Origin of the sequence: Streptomyces sp. NPDC087844 (genome assembly GCF_044742785.1) — a bacterium.
Lineage (GTDB): Bacteria > Actinomycetota > Actinomycetes > Streptomycetales > Streptomycetaceae > Streptomyces.
This window is the reverse complement of record NZ_JBIUVD010000003.1, coordinates 1-17,255: the sequence shown is the minus strand read 5'-3', so window position 1 is coordinate 17,255 and position 17,255 is coordinate 1. Positions and strand designations below refer to the sequence as shown.

The following is a 17,255-nucleotide window of genomic DNA, read 5'->3' as shown; positions in this document are numbered from 1 at the left end:
GTCCCTGTCGGAGGTCTGTCAGTCCACGTGCATGTCCGCCGCCTCGACCTCTTCGCGCGTCACGCCCAGCAGGTAGAGGACCGTGTCCAGGAAGGGGAAGTTCACCGCGGTGTGCGCCGCCTGGCGCACCACCGGCTTGGCGTTGAAGGCGACCCCCAGACCGGCCGCGTTGAGCATGTCCAGGTCGTTGGCCCCGTCGCCGATCGCCACCGTCTGGGAGATCGGTACGCCCGCCTCCGCGGCGAACCGGCGCAGCAGCCGCGCCTTGCCCGCCCGGTCCACGATCTCGCCGATGACCCGGCCCGTCAGTTTCCCGTCGACGATCTCCAGCGTGTTGGCCTGGGCGAAGTCCAGCCCGAGCCGTTCCCGCAGATCGTCCGTCACCTGGGTGAAGCCGCCCGAGACGACACCGACCTGGAAGCCGAGCCGCTTCAGCGTGCGGATGAGTGTGCGCGCCCCCGGTGTCAGCCGCACCTCGCTGCGCACCTTGTCCACCACGGAGGCGTCGAGCCCCTGGAGCAGCTTCACGCGCGCGTGCAGGGACTGCTCGAAGTCCAGCTCGCCCCGCATCGCCGCCGCCGTCACCTCGGCGACCTCGGCCTCGCAGCCGGCATGCGCCGCGAACAGCTCGATGACCTCGTCCTGGATGAGCGTGGAGTCCACGTCCATGACGACCAGGCGCTGGGCCCGCCGGTGCAGCCCGGCCGCGACCACCGCGATGTCGACGCCGAGCGCGGCGGCCTCGGTCACCAGAGCGGTCCGCAGCTCCTCGGGCTCCGTACCGGACACCGCGAACTCGACCGCGGTCACGGGGTACTTGGCCAGCCGGAAGATACGGTCGATGTTGCCGCCGGCCCCGGTGATCCGGGCGGCGATGGCGGCCGTCGACTCCGCGGTGAGCGGATGCCCGAGAACGGTCACCAGCGACCTGCCGTGCCCGCGGGGGCGGTTGTCGCCGTGACCGGAGATGATCTCGGTCTGCAGCCGCATCGAGTCCGCCCAGCTGTGCACGGTGGCGCGCAGATCCCCCTCCAGACCGGCCGGCGGATGCGTCACGAGCGCGCACAGCACGATCCGGCCACGGGTGACGACCTGCTCGATGTCGACCACGTCGACCGAGTAGGCGGCGAGGGTGTCGAAGAGCCCGGCGGTGATACCGGGACGGTCCTTGCCGAAGATCTTGACGAGGAGAGTGGGGACATCGGTGGGGACATCAGTGGGGACATCAGGGGTCTGTGATGCGCTCATGGTGCTTACACCGTATCCGGCACTCCGTGCCGAATGCCCCCGAGGTCCGCCTGACGGACAGGGAACAGTACATGTCGCCCGGGGGCCCCGGGCCTTCACGGGCGGCGTCGGCCCCGCGCCCGCTTCCGGTCAGCGGCGCCCGCCCGGCTTGCGGGGCGGAGGCGGGGGCGGCGGCTCGTCCGGCGGATGCGGCCCGTCCTGCGACGAGCGGGGACGGCGCCGGGGCCCGGACCCGGGAGGCCCCGGACGGGGCGACGGCGGGAAGGGGCCGATCACTGTCTGCGCCCCGTACACGTCGTCGTCGGGCGGACGCGCGCCCGGCGGCTGCCCGCCGCCGGGAGCCTGCCTACGAGGCCCTGCCTGCCCACCAGGAGGCCGCGGCCGGCCGCCGGGGCCGGGGTCGCGGGACTGCGTCCCCGGGGGCCTGGGGCCGCCGGGGGACTGGGGGCCGGGGCGCCGCCCGGGCCCGGACTGCCGTAACTCGTCGGGCAGCCGCAGATAGGGATTGGTCTCGGGGTTCGCCGGCCGGAACGGTGTCCCGGGGCGGTAGGGGCCAACCTCCCCGGCCGCCTGCCCGGCCGTCTGCCCGGCCACCTCCGTGTACGGAGCGACGGCTTCCGGGGCGACTGCGCCCGCGTCCCCGTCACCCCGTGCCGGCGGCGCCGCCTGCCGCCCGGCGGCACCCGACGCGCACGCCAGCAGCGCGCCCACCGCCCCCGCGACCGCGCCCCACAGCGCCCCGAGCAGCAGCGCCATGCCGGGCTGTCCTCGCAACTCGATCCCGGAGTCGAACGCGTCTATACCGAGCACGGACAGCGAGGCGTCCACGGACACCTCCGTCAGCCGGCCCAGCAACGGCAGCACCAGCGCGGTCACGACCGCCAGCCGCAGCGCGCAGCGAGCCGCGAAACCGAGGACGCCCCGCTCCCGTACGAACGGAGTGCGGGCCGCGGTCAGGACGCCCGCGAACAGCATCGCCAGGGCCGCCGCGACCCCCAGCAGCCAGACCCGGCTGTCCAGTTCGGCCAGCCTGCTCAGGGTCACGGGCTTGTCGGAGAACTTCAGGAGGTCGTCCATGGGATCCGGCAGGAACTGCAGGAACGGACCCGTGGCCGTCCCGTCCCACGGCACGAGAAGACCGATCGGGATACCGAGCCACACGCCGTTGGGCGCCCCGAGCAGGGCGGCGCCTGCGATCCGTTTCGGGTGGTCGTCGCCGACCGCCGCGTACGCAGCCGCCGCGAAGCCCGCGAGGACCGTCACCAGCAACACCGTGACCAGCGCGGACACCGCGGGCCGCACCAGGCGGTGCACCGCCGTCCAGCCGCCCGGCAGCGGGGTCCTGCGCGAGGCCAGCAGCGCGATCAGCAGGACGCCGAGCACCCAGCCCAGACCGCCGAGGAGCGTCGGCACGGTGTCGACGGTGAAGCCGACCTTCGCGTCGGCGTCCGCGAGATCCCCGAGCCGGTCCGGCAGCAGACCGCCGATGTCGCCGAGTCCGGGCACCTCCACGTCGTCGGGTACCCCGCCGCCCGGCAGCTTGTCCAGCCCGAGGGAACCGCCGTCGATCGTGATGATGTCGTGTCCCGCCCAGGCGAGGCCCCCGAGCATCGCCACGAAGAGGGCGGCCACCGTGCCCGCCCGCGCCAGCAGTTCGGCGGGCGCGATCACCGCGCCCGCCCCGCGCAGGGAGCGCAGGAAGAACCAGGACAGCAGCAGCGCGCCCACCAGGCTCACTCCGAGTGGCGTGATCTGGAGGGCGGTGTCGGCCTGCGCGCCTTCCAGTCCGAACGCCGACATATCGCCCGAAGGCGTCACCGAACCACCCGCCCCGAGCGCCACGAGCGCCGCGGTCATCGGCCCGAGCGAGGCCGTCTCGTCGGCACCCAGCAGATGCAGCCCGAGCGCCGCCACGCCCGCCATGCCTGTCAACACCCAGCTCACGGCGGCGATCGAGGACAGCAGCACATCCCCCAGCGGCACGCGCCTGCCGTGTCCCACGGACCCGTCGCTCATCATCAGCCCCCCGACTCCGCACCCGCGACACCTCGGCCGCGGTGTCCCCCTCGCGTGGGATTACCACTCTCCGGTCCGGTTTCAACCCCGTCAATGGAAACGGACAAGGCGCCCGTAGTCGGTCTTCGAGAGGCCCGGCTTTCGGTCAGGGGCCTCCTACTGAAATAGTTCCCCACGATGTTCGACATCCCTAGACTCCCTGTGTTGGGGGTACATCGGGGGACAACACAGTGGGGCATGGAGTGCCAGAACTCGTACTGGAATTGAACGGACGGACCTGGACGCTCGAAGCGTCCAGGCCTTACACCCTCGGACGCGATCCGCAGGGAGACATCGTGCTCGAAGACGCCAGGGTGTCCTGGCGTCACGCCACGATCAGCTGGGGCGGCCGCAGTTGGGTCATCGAGGACCACGGCAGCACCAACGGCACATTCGTGCAGGGGCAGCGGATCCATCACATGGAGATCGGCCCCGGCTCGGCCGTGCACCTCGGCAACGCGACCGACGGACCACGACTGAGCCTGACGGGCGCCGCGGCCACCACACCGCAGGCACAGCCCCAGCAGCAGCCGTACGCTGCTCAGGGCGCACCCGCGGCCGCCTGGGCCCAGCAGACTCCGCAGACGCCGCAGGCGCCGGAGCAGAGCTGGCAGCAGTCGCCGCAGGGGCAGCAGGGCGGCCACATCCCGCAGCAGGGCTCCGGCGGCGCCGCGGGGGCGCCGCCGGTCTACGGGGACCGCAGCCCGACCACGTTCCACCAGATGTCGCTGGGCCGCGTGATGCGTATCGGCCGTGCGCTGGAGAACGAGCTGGTCGTGTCCGACCTGCAGGTCTCGCGGCACCACGCCGAGTTCCACGCGACGCCCGACGGGCGCTACGAGATCCGTGACCTCGGCTCGCACAACGGCACGTTCGTCAACGGTATGCCGATCGCCAAGGGCGGCTCCGCGCTGCTCGGCGCGAACGACATCGTCGGCGTCGGCCACTCGACGTTCCGCCTGGTGGGCGACCGCCTTGAGGAGTTCGTCGACACCGGTGAGATCTCCTTCTCGGCCCGCCACCTGACCGTCACGGTCGACGGCGGCAAGCAGATCCTCAAGGACGTCTCCTTCGGCGTACCGGAGAAGTCGCTCGTCGCGGTCATCGGCCCCTCCGGCTCCGGCAAGTCGACGCTCCTGAAGGCGCTCACGGGCTACCGCCCCGCCAACGAGGGTGACGTCCTCTACGACAACCGAAACCTCTACAAGCAGTTCGCCGAGCTGCGTCAGCGCATCGGTCTGGTCCCGCAGGACGACATCCTGCACAAGGAGCTGACCGTAAAGAAGGCCCTCAAGTACGCGGCCAAGCTGCGCTTCCCCGCGGACACCACGACCCAGGAGCGCGACTCCCGGATCGACGAGGTGCTGCGCGAGCTCAAGCTCGACGTCCACAAGGAGAAGAAGGTCACCTCCCTCTCCGGTGGCCAGCGCAAGCGCGTCTCGGTGGCCCTGGAGCTGCTGACCAAGCCGTCGCTTATCTTCCTGGACGAGCCGACCTCCGGTCTCGACCCGGGCATGGACCGCGATGTCATGCAGCTGCTGCGCGGCCTCGCCGACGACGGCCGTACGGTGCTCGTCGTCACGCACTCCGTGGCGGAACTGGCCATCTGCGACAAACTTCTGGTCATGGCGCCCGGCGGTTCCGTGGCGTATTTCGGTCCGCCCGAGGAGGCACTGAACTTCTTCGGCTACGACACCTGGGCCGATGTCTTCTCCGCCTTCGAGAACTACCGCGACTACGACTGGGCGGGCCGCTGGAAGGGCTCGCAGCACTACCAGATGTACGCCGCGGACATCGACGCGGTCGCCCCGCAGTCCGTACACATGCCGCCGCCGCAGTCGATGCGGCCGCCGAAGCCCCAGGGCTGGCTCTCCCAGCTGAGCACACTGGTCCGGCGGTACGTCTCGGTCATCGCGTCCGACAAGGGCTTCCTGGCCCTGACGGTGATCCTGCCGGCGGTCCTCGGCGCGGTCAGCCTGCTCATCGAGCCGGACAAGACGCTGCTGGTGAACGAGAGACTGCAGCCGAACGGCCTGCCCGTGCCGAACAGCACGGCCGCGACCGTGCTGCTGATCCTCGCCGTCGGCGCCTGTTTCGCGGGTGCCGCGAACTCGGTCCGTGAGCTGATCAAGGAACGGGTCATCTACGAGCGGGAGCGCGCGACCGGTCTGTCGCGTTCCGCGTATCTGATGTCCAAGGTGATCGTCCTCGGCGCCATCACCATGTTCCAGGGCGCGCTGGTCGGCGCGATCGGCTTCATGAGCCGGACCATCCCCGACAAGGGCCTGATCATCGGCGGCGCGGTCGCCCTCGAACTCTCCCTGCCGATCATGGCGCTCGGCTTCACCTCGATGATGTTCGGCCTGGTCATCTCCTCGCTGGTGAAGACCGCCGAGAAGACCATGCCCCTGCTGGTGATGTTCGCGATCATCCAGGTCGTGTTCACCGGGTGCCTGTTCCCGCTGAACGGCGCCATCGGCGTGAACCAGTTCTCGTACCTCATGCCGTCGCGCTGGGCGGTCGGCGCCGCCGGCTCCACGCTCGACTTCAACAAGATCAACCCGCACAACACGGCCGAGACCGATCCCCTCTGGGATCACACGGTGCTGACCTGGGTCCTGGACATGACGGCCCTGTTCGCCCTCGCCGCGGTCTGCGGCTTCCTGGTGGCCCGCTTCCTGCGCCGCCACGAGCCGGAGGTCATGCGCAAGTAGCACGCGCGAAGGGCGGCACCCCGGTGGGGTGCCGCCCTTCTCGACGTACGGGCAGAGGTCCGCGCAGGCCTCAGTACGCGCTGTTGACGTTGTCGATCGAGCCGTAGCGGTCCGCCGCGTAGTTGGCGGCGGCGGTGATGTTGGCGACCGGGTTGTACTGGCTGTAGGCGGTGCCGGCGACGTGGTACGCGTCGAAGGTCGGCTTGATGACCTGCAGCAGACCGATGGACGGGACGCCGTTGATGGCGTTGATGTCCCAGCCGTTGATCGCGTTCGGGTTGCCCGAGGACTCCCGGATGATGTTGCGGTGCAGACCGTCGTACGTACCCGGGATGCCGTGCTTCTTCATGATGTCCAGCGACTGGCGTATCCAGCCGTCGAGGTTGTTCGCGTAGGTCTTCGCGGCGACCGGCTTGACCGCGGCACGCTGGGCGGACCGGCTCGCGGCCTCCTTCGCCTTGCGGGCGTCCGCTACCTTCTTCGTCGCGGCGGCCTCCGCGGCCTTCTTCGCGGCGGCGGCGTCGGCCGCCTTCTTCTTCGCGGCGGCGGCCTGGGCGTCGGCCAGCTGGCCGCTGAGGCCGACGGTCCTGACCTTCAGCTGCTGTGACGAGAACGCGGCCGGAGCGGCGGAGACCGAGTCGGCGCTCGCCTTCGTGTCGGCGGGAGCCAGCGAGAACGCGAGGGCGGCGGCGCCGAGCGTGGCGACACCGGCGAAGGAGAACTTGTGGACCTTGGTCATGGCGGGGATGCGACCAGGAATGCTGTGCTGCTTGGGCATGGCTGGAGGACCTCTTCGAATAGCGCGGAGGCCGCTCTCGATCCGATGGGGACAGAAAGTGTTTCCGGATCTGACGCCGTGGGTAAGCACCTGCGGCATCGAGCGACGGGAGCCATTGTTAGCGGCCCGAATTTTCGATGGCAAAGGTGTGACGTACGACCTCGGGTAGTGGACCCCCAAGGGGCAAATCGGACAGATCTCTACGTCTGCCCCGCTCACCGGGAGTCCAGTTGTCTCCTATGCCCCTTCGTACGTGATGTGCGCCCTATGTGCGGGCTCACACCGGACGCGGCTCGGACTCACCGGCAGTTGCTGAGGCGATCCTCTGTGTGAAGGTTCTCCGCGAGGGTCTTCGGCAGGTCCTCCGGGAGGATGAGGTGCACGTCGCCGCACTCGTGCCACGGGCAGCGCCCGCGCAGCGCGTCCTCGTACCCGCGGTCGACGGCCACCTCACCGGCGATCACCTCAAGCATCAGCAGATGCGAGGCCTCGGGCTCGTGCAGCCCGGTGAGCGGCCCGTCGGGACCTGCCGCCGACTCCACGGCGCGTACGGCCGTGGTGCCGACCCCGATGACCCTGCCGTCGCCGGCCTTCGCCGCGTTGATCAGCGGCGCCGAGGTCTCCGGCACCGTGAAGCGCTCCGGGTGCGGCGGCTCGTGCGCCTCGGCCGAGGCGACCCCCGTGTGCAGGGTGCCGGGCGCGAACCGCACACCACGGCTCACCAGCTCCGCCACCAGCCGCGCGGTGAAGGGCCGCGCCGCGCTCGGCGTCTCCACGCTCCCCGCCCCGTCGGCGGACGGCAGCGCGAAAACGGTCCGGTACGCGGCCGGCGGCTGGTCCCGGTCCGTAGCGGAGTAGCGAATGGGCCTCCCGTGCCGTTGCAGCAGCCCCGGCACGTCGGCATCCGAGACCCGCCCCCACCGCAGCCGCGCTCCGCCCGGACAGCGGCTCCTCCAGTACGAGCCGTACATTCCCCGGCAACCGCGCCTCCGCCCCCGCGGGCCCGCCCCCGCCGCTCCGGGCGGCTGTCCTCGACATAGGAACCCGAAGACCGTCGCCGCCTCATGCGCGGGCCGCAGTGCGCGGGGGTCCTTCGCCCTAGGTCCGGCGGACCGGGCCGGGGGCGCCGCAAGGCGGATACGCGCTGTCACACCCCGCCGGTACCGTGAGGCCATGAGTCATGGACCCCGGTCGGGCCTGCTCGCGGTGAGCACCGCGCTGCTGGCCATGAGCAGGCACCTGGAGGTGCGCGACGTCCTCAAGACGATCGTCGCCTCCGCCCGCGAACTGCTCGACGCGCAGTACGCGGCTCTGGGGGTCCCCGACGACCACGGGGGCTTCGCCCAGTTCGTCGTCGACGGTGTCAGCGACGCCCAGTGGAAGGCCATCGGCCCGCTCCCGCGCCAGCACGGCATCCTCGCCGCGATGCTGCACGAGGCCCGCCCGGAGCGCCTCGCCGACGTCCGCAAGGACCCGCGCTTCGAGGGCTGGCCCGCCGCCCATCCCGACATGTCCGACTTCCTGGGCCTGCCCATCCGCGACGGCGACGAGGTCATCGGCGCCCTCTTCCTCGCGAACAAGACCTGCCCCGAGCCGGAAGGCGGCTGCGGTTTCACCGAGGACGACGAGGAACTCCTGGGGATCCTCGCCCAGCACGCCGCGATCGCCCTCACGAACGCCCGCCTGTACGAGCGCAGCCGTGAGCTGACCATCGCCGAGGAGCGCTCCCGCCTCGCCCACGAACTGCACGACGCCGTCAGCCAGAAGCTGTTCTCCCTGCGCCTGACCGCCCAGGCCGCCGCGGCCCTGGTGGACCGCGACCCCGGCCGCGCCAAGGGCGAACTCCAGCAGGTCGCCGCCCTCGCCGCCGAGGCCGCCGACGAACTGCGCGCCGCGGTCGTCGAGTTGCGCCCCGCCGCCCTCGACGAGGACGGCCTGGTCGCCACCTTGCGCACCCAGATACAGGTCCTCGACCGGGCCCACTCCGCGCGCGTGACCTTCGACAGCCGCGGTGTCCGCGCGCTGCCCGCTGCCCAGGAGGAGGCCATGCTGCGGGTCGCCCAGGAGGCGCTGCACAACGCGTTGCGGCACTCGGGCGCGGCCCGCGTCGACGTCACCGTGGAGAAGCGCGGTCCGGGTGCCGTCCTGCGCGTCACGGACGACGGCGGCGGCTTCGAACCCAAGGCGACCCGCCGCGCGGGACGCCACCTCGGTCTGGTCTCCATGCGCGACCGGAGCAACGGCGTCGGTGGCGAGCTCACCGTGGAATCGGCGCCCGGCAAGGGCACCACGATCGAGATGGAGGTCCCTGGTGGCTGACGCAATCAAGGTGCTGCTCGTCGACGACCACCAGGTCGTCCGCCGGGGACTGCGCACCTTCCTTGAGGTGCAGGACGACATCGAGGTCGTGGGGGAGGCGTCCGACGGCGCCGAAGGAGTCGCCCGAGCCGAGGAGTTGCAGCCCGACATCGTCCTCATGGACGTCAAGATGCCGGGCATGGACGGCGTGGAGGCCCTGCGCAGGCTCCGCGAACTGGACAACCCCGCGCGCGTGCTCGTCGTCACCAGCTTCACCGAGCAGCGCACGGTGATCCCGGCCCTGCGCGCGGGCGCCGCGGGCTATGTCTACAAGGACGTGGACCCGGACGCGCTCGCCGGAGCCATCCGCTCGGTCCACGCCGGGCACATCCTGCTGCAGCCCGAGGTGGCCGGTGCCCTGCTGTCCCAGGAGGGCACCAACTACACCCAGGGGAGAGGCGGTTCGCTCACAGAGCGGGAGCGCGAGGTGCTCGGCCTGATCGCCGACGGCCGCTCCAACCGCGAGATAGCCCGCGCCCTCGTCCTCTCCGAGAAGACCGTCAAGACGCATGTCTCGAACATTCTGATGAAGCTCGACCTCTCCGACCGCACCCAGGCCGCGCTGTGGGCCGTACGCCACGGTGTGGCGGGCTGATGACCTGCTGATCCGTACGGCGGCCGGCCTTCGGCACGGCAATGCGGAGGGTCTCCCTCCGGACTGAGATTCATACCGTAGTGGGAATGTCACCCGGATGGCGCATCCTTCTTCGGTCGCCGCCGTTCTCCAGTGCGTGCTGCGGCGCTTTGCCGCAGTGGTTCACAAGGAGAGGGCTCAGAAGTGAAGAACCTGAAGAAGGCCGCTGCCGTCACGATGGTGGCCGGTGGCCTCGTTGCCGCCGGTGCCGGTTTCGCCTCCGCCACCGACGGTGCGCACGCCGCCGGCAAGGCCGTGGGCTCGCCGGGTGTCGCCTCGGGCAACCTCGTCCAGGTCCCGGTCGCCATCCCCGTGAACGCGGTCGGCAACACCGTGAACGTCATCGGCGTCCTGAACCCGGCGTTCGGCAACCACGGCTTCAACGGCTGACGTACGCCCCGGGGCAAGTGACCACCGGCCTTCCAGGTTCGCCTGGGAGGCCGGTCCGTTTTTCGGCTGGTCGGACCACTGGCCCGAACGGGCAGAACGCGCTCACCCGCCGTGCCGTCCACACCCCGCGGACGTTGCTCAGGCTACGGCCCGCGGCAGGGCCGGATACGCAATCGCAGGAGGAACGCTTTTCATGAACATCGCCAAGAAGGCCGCCCTGGCCGTCACCGTCGCCGGTATCGCAGCGGGTGCCTCGGCCGGTGCCGCTGTCGCCGACTCGGAGGCCGACGGCGCTGCCGTGAAGTCACCGGGCGTCGCCTCGGGCAACGCGATCCAGGTCCCGATCCACGTCCCCGTCAACCTCGTCGGAGACAGCATCAATGTGATCGGACTCCTGAACCCGACCTTCGGCAACGAGGGCGTCAACGACTGACGTTCCGCCCGACCGAGGGCCCCGCGGACCACACGGACCGCGGGGCCCTCGGCCTTTCCCGGGGTTGCCCGTCCGCACCCGGGTCCGGCCCTCAGCGCACCCCGCGCTCCCGCTCCTCCACGAACGCGTTGTACGCCGCCACCTGAGCCCGCCTGGCCGTCCGTTCGACCGGGCGCAGCGCCTCCGAGCGCGCGGCCATCTCCGATGCGCTGACGGCCCCGCCGTGCCCGTTGCCGTACGCCACCGAGACCAGCAGCCCGACACGGCGGGACAGCGCCAACACCCGCACCGCTCTGGGCGGGTAGCCGGGCGCGAGTACCTCGCCGTCCCGCTCGGCCCGTGCCCGGTACGCGTCGAGCGCCGCCTCGGCGACCGGGCCCGAGCCCGCCACATCGAGCCGCGACAGCACCTCGGTCGCGTCACGCAGCGCTTCCGCGAGCTCCCGCTCCGCCTCCCCGAGGGACGGCACATCGGCGGGCGGCGCCTCGCGCACCGGCAGACAGTGCCAGCCGACCTCCACATGCACATCACCGTCGGGCCCGGCCTCGTACACCTCGGGCACGAGCCCGAGACCGACCCCGTGACAGACGACGGCCTCCTCGGCCTCCAGGGCGCGCGCGTTGAAATCCGGCGGACCGCTCAGCCCGAGCGGATGCCCCGGCGCGGGCAGCGCGACCCGCAGACCGGTCGCCCCGAGCGCGCGCAGCCGCCCCAGGGCGAGCGAGAGCCCGACGGGTCCCGTCTCGCCGGGCAGCCCGGCGACCCGGTGCACGGCGTCCTCACCGACAATGGCGACGACTGCGTCATCCGGTGAGACCAATCCGGCCAACAGTGCGTTTCCCCATGCCGCCAACCGTCCTGAACGTGGTTCCGAAAGCATGCCTCCCACTTTAAGGAACCGCTTAAGGACCGGCCGATGGATTGGACGGGTGGACCGGTGGCGTAGGTTTTCCCTGGGGGCTGCGTCCACAGACGTCAGCGACGGCCGAGACTGCAATGGGAGACAGCGCGCTCATGAGCGATGTACTGGAGCTTGAGGACGTATCCGTGGTCCGAGAGGGCCGGGCTCTGGTGGACCAGGTCTCCTGGTCGGTCAAGGAAGGCGAGCGCTGGGTCATCCTCGGACCCAACGGCGCCGGAAAGACGACCCTCCTCAACCTCGCCTCCAGCTACCTCTTCCCCAGCCAGGGCACCGCCACCATCCTCGGTGAGACCCTCGGCAAGGTCGACGTCTTCGAGCTGCGCCCGCGGATCGGCGTGGCCGGCATCGCCATGGCCGACAAGCTCCCCAAGCGCCAGACCGTCCTGCAGACGGTGCTGACCGCCGCGTACGGCATGACGGCCGGCTGGCACGAGGACTACGAGGACGTCGACGAGCAGCGCGCCCGCGCCTTCCTCGACCGCCTCGGGATGACCGAGTTCGTGGACCGCAGGTTCGGCACGCTCTCCGAGGGCGAGCGCAAGCGCACCCTCATCGCCCGCGCGCTGATGACCGACCCCGAGCTGCTGCTCCTCGACGAGCCCGCCGCCGGCCTCGACCTCGGCGGCCGCGAGGACCTCGTACGCCGTCTCGGCCGCCTCGCCCGCGACCCGATCGCCCCCTCCATGATCATGGTCACACACCATGTCGAGGAGATCGCCCCCGGCTTCACCCACGTCCTGATGATCCGCCAGGGCAAGGTGCTCGCGGCAGGACCCCTGGAACTGGAACTCACCTCGCGCAACCTCTCGTTGTGCTTCGGCCTCCCGCTCGTCGTCAGCCAAACCGGAGACCGCTGGACCGCCCAAGGCCTCCCGCTGTCCTGACGAACCTCTCCTGACAACCGGAAACACCCGTCCCAACAGGGTCGGCGCCCTGTCGGGGACGGGACCCGCGGACCTACCATGACCATGTGAACGACATCGACGCATGGGTGTGGTGGCTGATCGGCGCGGCCGGGCTCGGAATCCCGTTGGTCGTGACCGCGATGCCGGAATTCGGAATGCTGGCCGTCGGCGCCGTCGCGGGTGCCGTGACCGCGGGGCTGGGAGGCGGTGTGGTCCTCCAGGTCGTCGTCTTCGCCGCCGTCTCGGTCGCGCTCATCGCGGTGGTACGGCCCGTGGCGGCCCGGCATCGGGCCCAACGGCCCCAACTGGCCTCGGGCATCGACGCGTTGAAAGGCAAGCAGGCCGTCGTCCTGGAGAGAGTGGACGGTTCGGGAGGCCGGATCAAACTCGCGGGCGAGATCTGGTCCGCACGCTCGCTCGACACCACACGCGCCTACGACGTGGGCCAGGAAGTGGATGTCGTGGAGATCGAGGGAGCCACGGCGATCGTTCTGTGACCTCCCGAGGCGTCCAGTGAACGGAACGTCGCACGTGGCGAGTTGTGGTCTGACACACTCGTCCAGCAAGATCCTCGACAGTTACGAGATCTTCGGCAGTCACGAGATTTTCCGGAAGCACCGAGGCGGAGAAGGGTACGGGGAGCCACGATGGAACCGATCATCATCGTCCTGATCATTCTGGTGGTGTTGGTCTTCATCGCGTTGATCAAGACCATCCAAGTCATTCCCCAGGCCAGCGCCGCCATCGTCGAGCGCTTCGGCCGCTACACGCGGACTCTGAACGCGGGACTCAACATCGTCGTCCCGTTCATCGACTCGATCCGCAACCGCATCGACCTCCGTGAGCAGGTCGTGCCGTTCCCGCCCCAGCCGGTGATCACCCAGGACAACCTGGTCGTGAACATCGACACCGTCATCTACTACCAGGTGACCGACGCCCGCGCCGCGACCTACGAGGTCGCCAGCTACATCCAGGCGATCGAGCAGCTCACCGTCACCACGCTCCGCAACATCATCGGCGGCATGGACCTGGAGCGGACCCTGACCTCCCGCGAGGAGATCAACGCGGCCCTGCGCGGTGTCCTCGACGAGGCCACCGGCAAGTGGGGCATCCGCGTCAACCGCGTCGAGCTCAAGGCGATCGAGCCGCCCACCTCCATCCAGGACTCGATGGAGAAGCAGATGCGCGCCGACCGTGACAAGCGCGCGGCGATCCTCACCGCGGAAGGTATCCGCCAGTCGCAGATCCTCACCGCGGAGGGCGAGAAGCAGTCCGCGATCCTCCGTGCCGAGGGCGAGGCCCGCGCCGCCGCACTGCGCGCCGAGGGCGAGGCCCAGGCGATTCGTACGGTCTTCGAGTCCATCCACGCCGGTGACGCGGACGAGAAGCTCCTCGCCTACCAGTACCTCCAGATGCTGCCGAAGATCGCCGAAGGCGACGCGAACAAGCTCTGGATCGTCCCCAGCGAGATCGGCGACGCGCTCAAGGGCCTGAGCGGCGCCATGGGCAACATGGGCAACATGGGCCCGATGGGCGGCAAACAGGGCGGCGGCGGCACAGAACGCCGAGAAAAGCCCTCAGTGGACTGACCTCGTCCGAACACACACAGAGGCTCACCTCACAAGAGGTGAGCCCCTGCTCGTTCCCGTCACTGTCTCAGGGGCTCCGCCCCCGAACCCCCGCTCACGCCGGCTGCGCGAGCCACTCAGGCAAAGCCTCAAGATCATCCCGTCCCAGCGCCAGCAACATCGCGTCCGCCGGTGTGGGCTCGAACGGCCGCCGCAACAACGGCATCCCGGCCTGGTCAGGCGTCCGAGCCGCCTTCCGGTGATTGTCCTCCGCACACGACGCAACCGTGTTCAGCCACGAGTCCTGACCCCCCTGAGCCCGCGGCACCACATGGTCCACCGTGGTCGCCCGCCGACCGCAGTACGCGCACTTGTGCCGGTCACGCACCAGCACACCCCGCCGCGACCACGGTGCTTGTCTTCGGAAGGGCACCCGCACATAACGGCAGAGCCTGATCACCCGGGGCGCGGGTATGTCCAGCGCGGCTCCGCGCATACGCAGTTCGGGGTGGGCCTGCTCGACGACCGCCTTGTCCTGCAGCACCAGAACGACGGCTCGGTTCAACGTCACCGTCGACAGCGGCTCGAAGCTCGCGTTCAGCACCAGCGTGTCCCGCATCCAGCCCACCTCCCATGCGCACCGGCCCACCACCTGGCGGGCGTGGATCAACTCTGGCCGGGCACGCCGAGATGGACAACGCAATAAAAATGCCCGCCCCTGATCAATTCCAAGACCAGGGACGGGCAAACACTCAGTGAAAGGTCAGCTCTCCGCGGGAGCCGCGTACGACGGCACGACGGGAGGGGAGCAAGCCACGGAGAAGCGCGGCCTCGCGGACTCAGAACCAGTTGCGGCGGCTGCCCACCTCGGACAGCCACTGGTTGAGGTACGCGGCCCAGTCCGTGCCCTGGAAGTCGTTGAGCCCGACCTGGAAGGAGCGGAAGGAGTCGCTGCCCTCGCTGAACAGACCCGGCTTCTTGTCCATCTCCAGGACGACGTCCATCTCGCGGTCGTCCGCGACGAAGGTCAGCTCGACCTGGTTGAGCCCGCGGTACTGCTGCGGCGGGAAGAACTCGATCTCCTGGTAGAACGGCAGCTTCTGCCGCGTGCCCCGGATGTGCCCCTTCTCCAGGTCCGCGCTCTTGAAGCGGAAGCCCAGCTGGAGGAAGGCGTCCAGCAGCGCCTGCTGCGCCGGCAGCGGGTGCACGCTGATCGGGTCCAGGTCACCGGAGTCCACCGCGCGCGCGATGGCCAGCTCCGTGGTCACACCGATGTTCATGCCGCGCAGCGACTGACCGGCGATGTTCGTGATCGGCGTCTCCCACGGGATCTCAAGACCGAACGGTACCGCGTGCACGCCGTTGGCCTGGAGCTCGAAGGCACCGCCGAGCTGGAGCTTCGTGAACTCGATGTTCTGCTTGTACTCCTGGTCGTCGCTGCCCTCGACCTCGACCTTGGCCTGCAGCCCGACCGACAGTCCCTCGATCCGCTGGCTCACGGACCCGCCCTGGATCCGCACCTCACCCTGGACGACACCGCCCGGAACGACGTTGACCTCGGTCAGCTCCGTCTCGACCGAAGCCCCACCGGCACCCAGGCTCGCAAGCAGCCGCTTGAACCCCATCGTCTTCTCCTCTTTCGGGCAACGCCCCGTTGTTGTTCGGTCCGGATCGGATCCTTGATCCATACATACGCGATCCAGCCGGGTCCGGTTCCGCGCCCTCACCCTGGCAAAACGGGCGCTCCCTGACCACCCCGCACGCACTCGGACGTGTGAAGTACGCTCATAAGCCATGATCGCGGCCCCTGACCGTACGCCCCTCGCCCGGGACTTCTTCGACCGACCTGTACTTGAGGTCGCCCCCGACCTCCTGGGGCGCGTACTCGTGCGCACGGACCCGGACGGTTCGACCGATCCGATCGAGCTGCGCATCACAGAGGTCGAGGCCTACGACGGCGCGAACGATCCCGGCTCCCACGCGTTCCGCGGCCCCACGGCCCGCAACGCGGTGATGTTCGGTCCGCCCGGGTACGTGTACGTCTACTTCACCTACGGCATGTGGCACTGCATGAACCTGGTCTGTGGCCCGGAGGGCAGGGCTGGCGCGGTCCTGCTCCGCGCGGGAGAGATCACCGAAGGTGTCGAGGTGGCTCGCAAACGTCGACTTTCGGCCCGACACGACCGAGAACTGGCCAAAGGCCCGGCCCGTCTGGCCACGGCCCTGGGGGTCGACCGGTCCCTCGACGGCACGGACGCATGTGCCTCGCAGAGTTCACCGCTGCGCCTTCTCCACGGCACCCCTGTGCCTTCCGACCAGGTACTCAGCGGTCCGCGTACCGGAGTGTCCGGCGACGGAGGTGTCCACCCGTGGCGCTTCTGGATCACCAGCGACCCGACGGTGAGCCCTTATCGGGCCCACACCCCTCGCCGCCGCCGAACTTGACTCGCCCTTGGGCGATACGTAACGTAGCCCGAGCCGCTTGAACCGGGTACTGCGTTCAGCCAGCAGCCGGAAGTGGCCAACCCACTACCTACGACTTCCTCTCAGCGAGGGTCCATTCAGCATGTCCGCGTGCCTGAATTCGAACTCGCGGAACTCGATTATGAGTTGCCGAGGGGATCGGCTAACGTAGTGAATGTCGAAAGGCCGCAAGGTCAATAGGCAAATCCCACCGACTGGGAATCGGGCCTGAAAGGGTCTGGTAGAGTCGGACTCGCCGGAAAGGGAAACGCGAAAGCGAAAACCTGGAAAGCACCGAGGAAATCGGAACCGGAAACGGTCTGATAGAGTCGGAAACGCAAGACCGAAGGGAAGCGCCCGGAGGAAAGCCCGAGAGGGTGAGTACAAAGGAAGCGTCCGTTCCTTGAGAACTCAACAGCGTGCCAAAAATCAACGCCAGATATGTTGATACCCCGTCCACCACATCGTGGTGGGTGGAGGTTCCTTTGAAAAAGTCCTGCCGGGGTAACACCTGGTAGGCGCATCAGCGAGGACGCTGTGAACAGTCTTCCTTATTCCGGTTGACTGTTCCGCTCTCATGATGTTGTCCCGATTACGGGAAAACATTCACGGAGAGTTTGATCCTGGCTCAGGACGAACGCTGGCGGCGTGCTTAACACATGCAAGTCGAACGATGAACCACTTCGGTGGGGATTAGTGGCGAACGGGTGAGTAACACGTGGGCAATCTGCCCTTCACTCTGGGACAAGCCCTGGAAACGGGGTCTAATACCGGATGATACTTCCAC

At 69.3% G+C, this 17,255-nt stretch carries 15 protein-coding genes, 1 rRNA gene and 1 pseudogene; 10 read left to right on the top strand and 7 right to left on the bottom strand.

Translation table 11 applies throughout. From position 1 onward, the window contains the following. Nucleotides 1-18: 18 nt before the first annotated feature. Entirely contained in the window at nt 19-1,248 is a 1,230-nt protein-coding gene (gene serB / locus ACIOKD_RS06920; protein WP_402079312.1) for a phosphoserine phosphatase SerB, read from the bottom strand. A 129-nt stretch (nt 1,249-1,377) separates the two neighbouring features. Next, entirely contained in the window at nt 1,378-3,267 is a 1,890-nt protein-coding gene (locus ACIOKD_RS06915) for a streptophobe family protein (RefSeq protein ID WP_402079310.1), read from the bottom strand. A gap of 239 nt (nt 3,268-3,506) precedes the next feature. Between ACIOKD_RS06915 and ACIOKD_RS06910 the strand changes: the two genes are divergently transcribed. Next, a complete protein-coding gene (locus ACIOKD_RS06910; protein ID WP_402079307.1) occupies nt 3,507-6,017 on the top strand; it encodes an FHA domain-containing protein in 2,511 nt (836 codons plus the stop codon). A 70-nt stretch (nt 6,018-6,087) separates the two neighbouring features. On the opposite strand, the gene ACIOKD_RS06905 is transcribed toward ACIOKD_RS06910, so the two are convergent. Both ACIOKD_RS06905 and ACIOKD_RS06900 read right to left on the bottom strand, forming a co-directional pair. Continuing rightward, nucleotides 6,088-6,795, bottom strand: coding sequence for a transglycosylase SLT domain-containing protein (locus tag ACIOKD_RS06905; RefSeq protein ID WP_402079305.1), 708 nt, complete (start codon nt 6,793-6,795; stop codon nt 6,088-6,090). 299 nt (nt 6,796-7,094) lie between these two features. Further along, nucleotides 7,095-7,857, bottom strand: a pseudogene (locus ACIOKD_RS06900) (S-adenosylmethionine:tRNA ribosyltransferase-isomerase); the annotation flags it as partial. Nucleotides 7,858-7,968: 111 nt separating this feature from the next. Here ACIOKD_RS06900 and ACIOKD_RS06895 point away from each other — a divergent pair. The 4 genes from ACIOKD_RS06895 to ACIOKD_RS06880 all read left to right on the top strand — a co-directional run bounded on the left by ACIOKD_RS06895 (nt 7,969) and on the right by ACIOKD_RS06880 (nt 10,610). After that, the gene (locus ACIOKD_RS06895; protein WP_402079303.1) at nt 7,969-9,114 is read left to right on the top strand and encodes a GAF domain-containing sensor histidine kinase; all 1,146 of its coding nucleotides are present in this window, start codon (nt 7,969-7,971) and stop codon (nt 9,112-9,114) included. Further along, the gene (locus ACIOKD_RS06890; RefSeq protein WP_402079301.1) at nt 9,107-9,748 is read left to right on the top strand and encodes a response regulator; all 642 of its coding nucleotides are present in this window, start codon (nt 9,107-9,109) and stop codon (nt 9,746-9,748) included. Before ACIOKD_RS06895 ends, ACIOKD_RS06890 begins: the two co-directional genes overlap by 8 nt. 183 nt (nt 9,749-9,931) lie before the next feature. Next, the gene (gene chpE, locus ACIOKD_RS06885) at nt 9,932-10,177 is read left to right on the top strand and encodes a chaplin ChpE (protein ID WP_402079299.1); all 246 of its coding nucleotides are present in this window, start codon (nt 9,932-9,934) and stop codon (nt 10,175-10,177) included. A gap of 193 nt (nt 10,178-10,370) precedes the next feature. Beyond that, nucleotides 10,371-10,610, top strand: coding sequence for a chaplin (locus ACIOKD_RS06880; RefSeq protein WP_402079296.1), 240 nt, complete (start codon nt 10,371-10,373; stop codon nt 10,608-10,610). A 91-nt stretch (nt 10,611-10,701) separates the two neighbouring features. Here ACIOKD_RS06880 and ACIOKD_RS06875 read toward each other — a convergent pair whose 3' ends face one another. Then, nucleotides 10,702-11,490 carry a hypothetical protein gene (locus ACIOKD_RS06875; protein ID WP_402079293.1) on the bottom strand — a complete coding sequence of 263 codons (789 nt, stop codon included), beginning with the start codon at nt 11,488-11,490 and terminating at the stop codon, nt 10,702-10,704. A 134-nt stretch (nt 11,491-11,624) separates the two neighbouring features. Here ACIOKD_RS06875 and ACIOKD_RS06870 point away from each other — a divergent pair, with 134 nt between their 5' ends. The 3 genes from ACIOKD_RS06870 (at nt 11,625) to ACIOKD_RS06860 (ending at nt 14,026) form a co-directional block, all read left to right on the top strand. Further along, entirely contained in the window at nt 11,625-12,416 is a 792-nt protein-coding gene (locus tag ACIOKD_RS06870) for an ABC transporter ATP-binding protein (protein WP_402079290.1), read from the top strand. Nucleotides 12,417-12,502: 86 nt separating this feature from the next. After that, nucleotides 12,503-12,934, top strand: coding sequence for an NfeD family protein (locus ACIOKD_RS06865; RefSeq protein ID WP_402079288.1), 432 nt, complete (start codon nt 12,503-12,505; stop codon nt 12,932-12,934). 150 nt (nt 12,935-13,084) lie between these two features. Continuing rightward, nucleotides 13,085-14,026, top strand: a complete 942-nt coding sequence (locus ACIOKD_RS06860; RefSeq protein ID WP_402079285.1) for an SPFH domain-containing protein — start codon at nt 13,085-13,087, stop codon at nt 14,024-14,026. Nucleotides 14,027-14,120: 94 nt separating this feature from the next. Here ACIOKD_RS06860 and ACIOKD_RS06855 read toward each other — a convergent pair whose 3' ends face one another. After that, nucleotides 14,121-14,624: an HNH endonuclease gene (locus ACIOKD_RS06855; protein ID WP_107017795.1), complete on the bottom strand. Its 504-nt coding sequence runs from the start codon at nt 14,622-14,624 to the stop codon at nt 14,121-14,123. A gap of 220 nt (nt 14,625-14,844) precedes the next feature. Next, on the bottom strand, nt 14,845-15,630 hold the full coding sequence (locus ACIOKD_RS06850) for a sporulation protein (RefSeq protein ID WP_402079282.1): 786 nt from the start codon (nt 15,628-15,630) through the stop codon (nt 14,845-14,847). A 169-nt stretch (nt 15,631-15,799) separates the two neighbouring features. Between ACIOKD_RS06850 and ACIOKD_RS06845 the strand changes: the two genes are divergently transcribed. Together ACIOKD_RS06845 and ACIOKD_RS06840 are read left to right on the top strand one after the other, a co-directional pair. Further along, entirely contained in the window at nt 15,800-16,450 is a 651-nt protein-coding gene (locus ACIOKD_RS06845) for a DNA-3-methyladenine glycosylase (RefSeq protein WP_402079280.1), read from the top strand. A gap of 623 nt (nt 16,451-17,073) precedes the next feature. Beyond that, nucleotides 17,074-17,255, top strand: a 16S ribosomal RNA gene (locus tag ACIOKD_RS06840); the annotation flags it as partial.

Excerpts from the sequence above, each read along its gene's own strand:
- ACIOKD_RS06875 (WP_402079293.1), bottom strand. The coding sequence starts at position 11,490 with ATGCTTTCGGAACCACGTTCAGGACGGTTGGCGGCATGGGGAAACGCA.
- ACIOKD_RS06860 (WP_402079285.1), top strand. The coding sequence starts at position 13,085 with ATGGAACCGATCATCATCGTCCTGATCATTCTGGTGGTGTTGGTCTTC.
- serB (WP_402079312.1), bottom strand. The coding sequence starts at position 1,248 with ATGAGCGCATCACAGACCCCTGATGTCCCCACTGATGTCCCCACCGAT.
- ACIOKD_RS06855 (WP_107017795.1), bottom strand. The coding sequence starts at position 14,624 with ATGCGGGACACGCTGGTGCTGAACGCGAGCTTCGAGCCGCTGTCGACG.
- ACIOKD_RS06895 (WP_402079303.1), top strand. The coding sequence starts at position 7,969 with ATGAGTCATGGACCCCGGTCGGGCCTGCTCGCGGTGAGCACCGCGCTG.
- ACIOKD_RS06905 (WP_402079305.1), bottom strand. The coding sequence starts at position 6,795 with ATGCCCAAGCAGCACAGCATTCCTGGTCGCATCCCCGCCATGACCAAG.
- ACIOKD_RS06850 (WP_402079282.1), bottom strand. The coding sequence starts at position 15,630 with ATGGGGTTCAAGCGGCTGCTTGCGAGCCTGGGTGCCGGTGGGGCTTCG.
- ACIOKD_RS06870 (WP_402079290.1), top strand. The coding sequence starts at position 11,625 with ATGAGCGATGTACTGGAGCTTGAGGACGTATCCGTGGTCCGAGAGGGC.
- ACIOKD_RS06845 (WP_402079280.1), top strand. The coding sequence starts at position 15,800 with ATGATCGCGGCCCCTGACCGTACGCCCCTCGCCCGGGACTTCTTCGAC.
- ACIOKD_RS06915 (WP_402079310.1), bottom strand. The coding sequence starts at position 3,267 with ATGATGAGCGACGGGTCCGTGGGACACGGCAGGCGCGTGCCGCTGGGG.
- ACIOKD_RS06880 (WP_402079296.1), top strand. The coding sequence starts at position 10,371 with ATGAACATCGCCAAGAAGGCCGCCCTGGCCGTCACCGTCGCCGGTATC.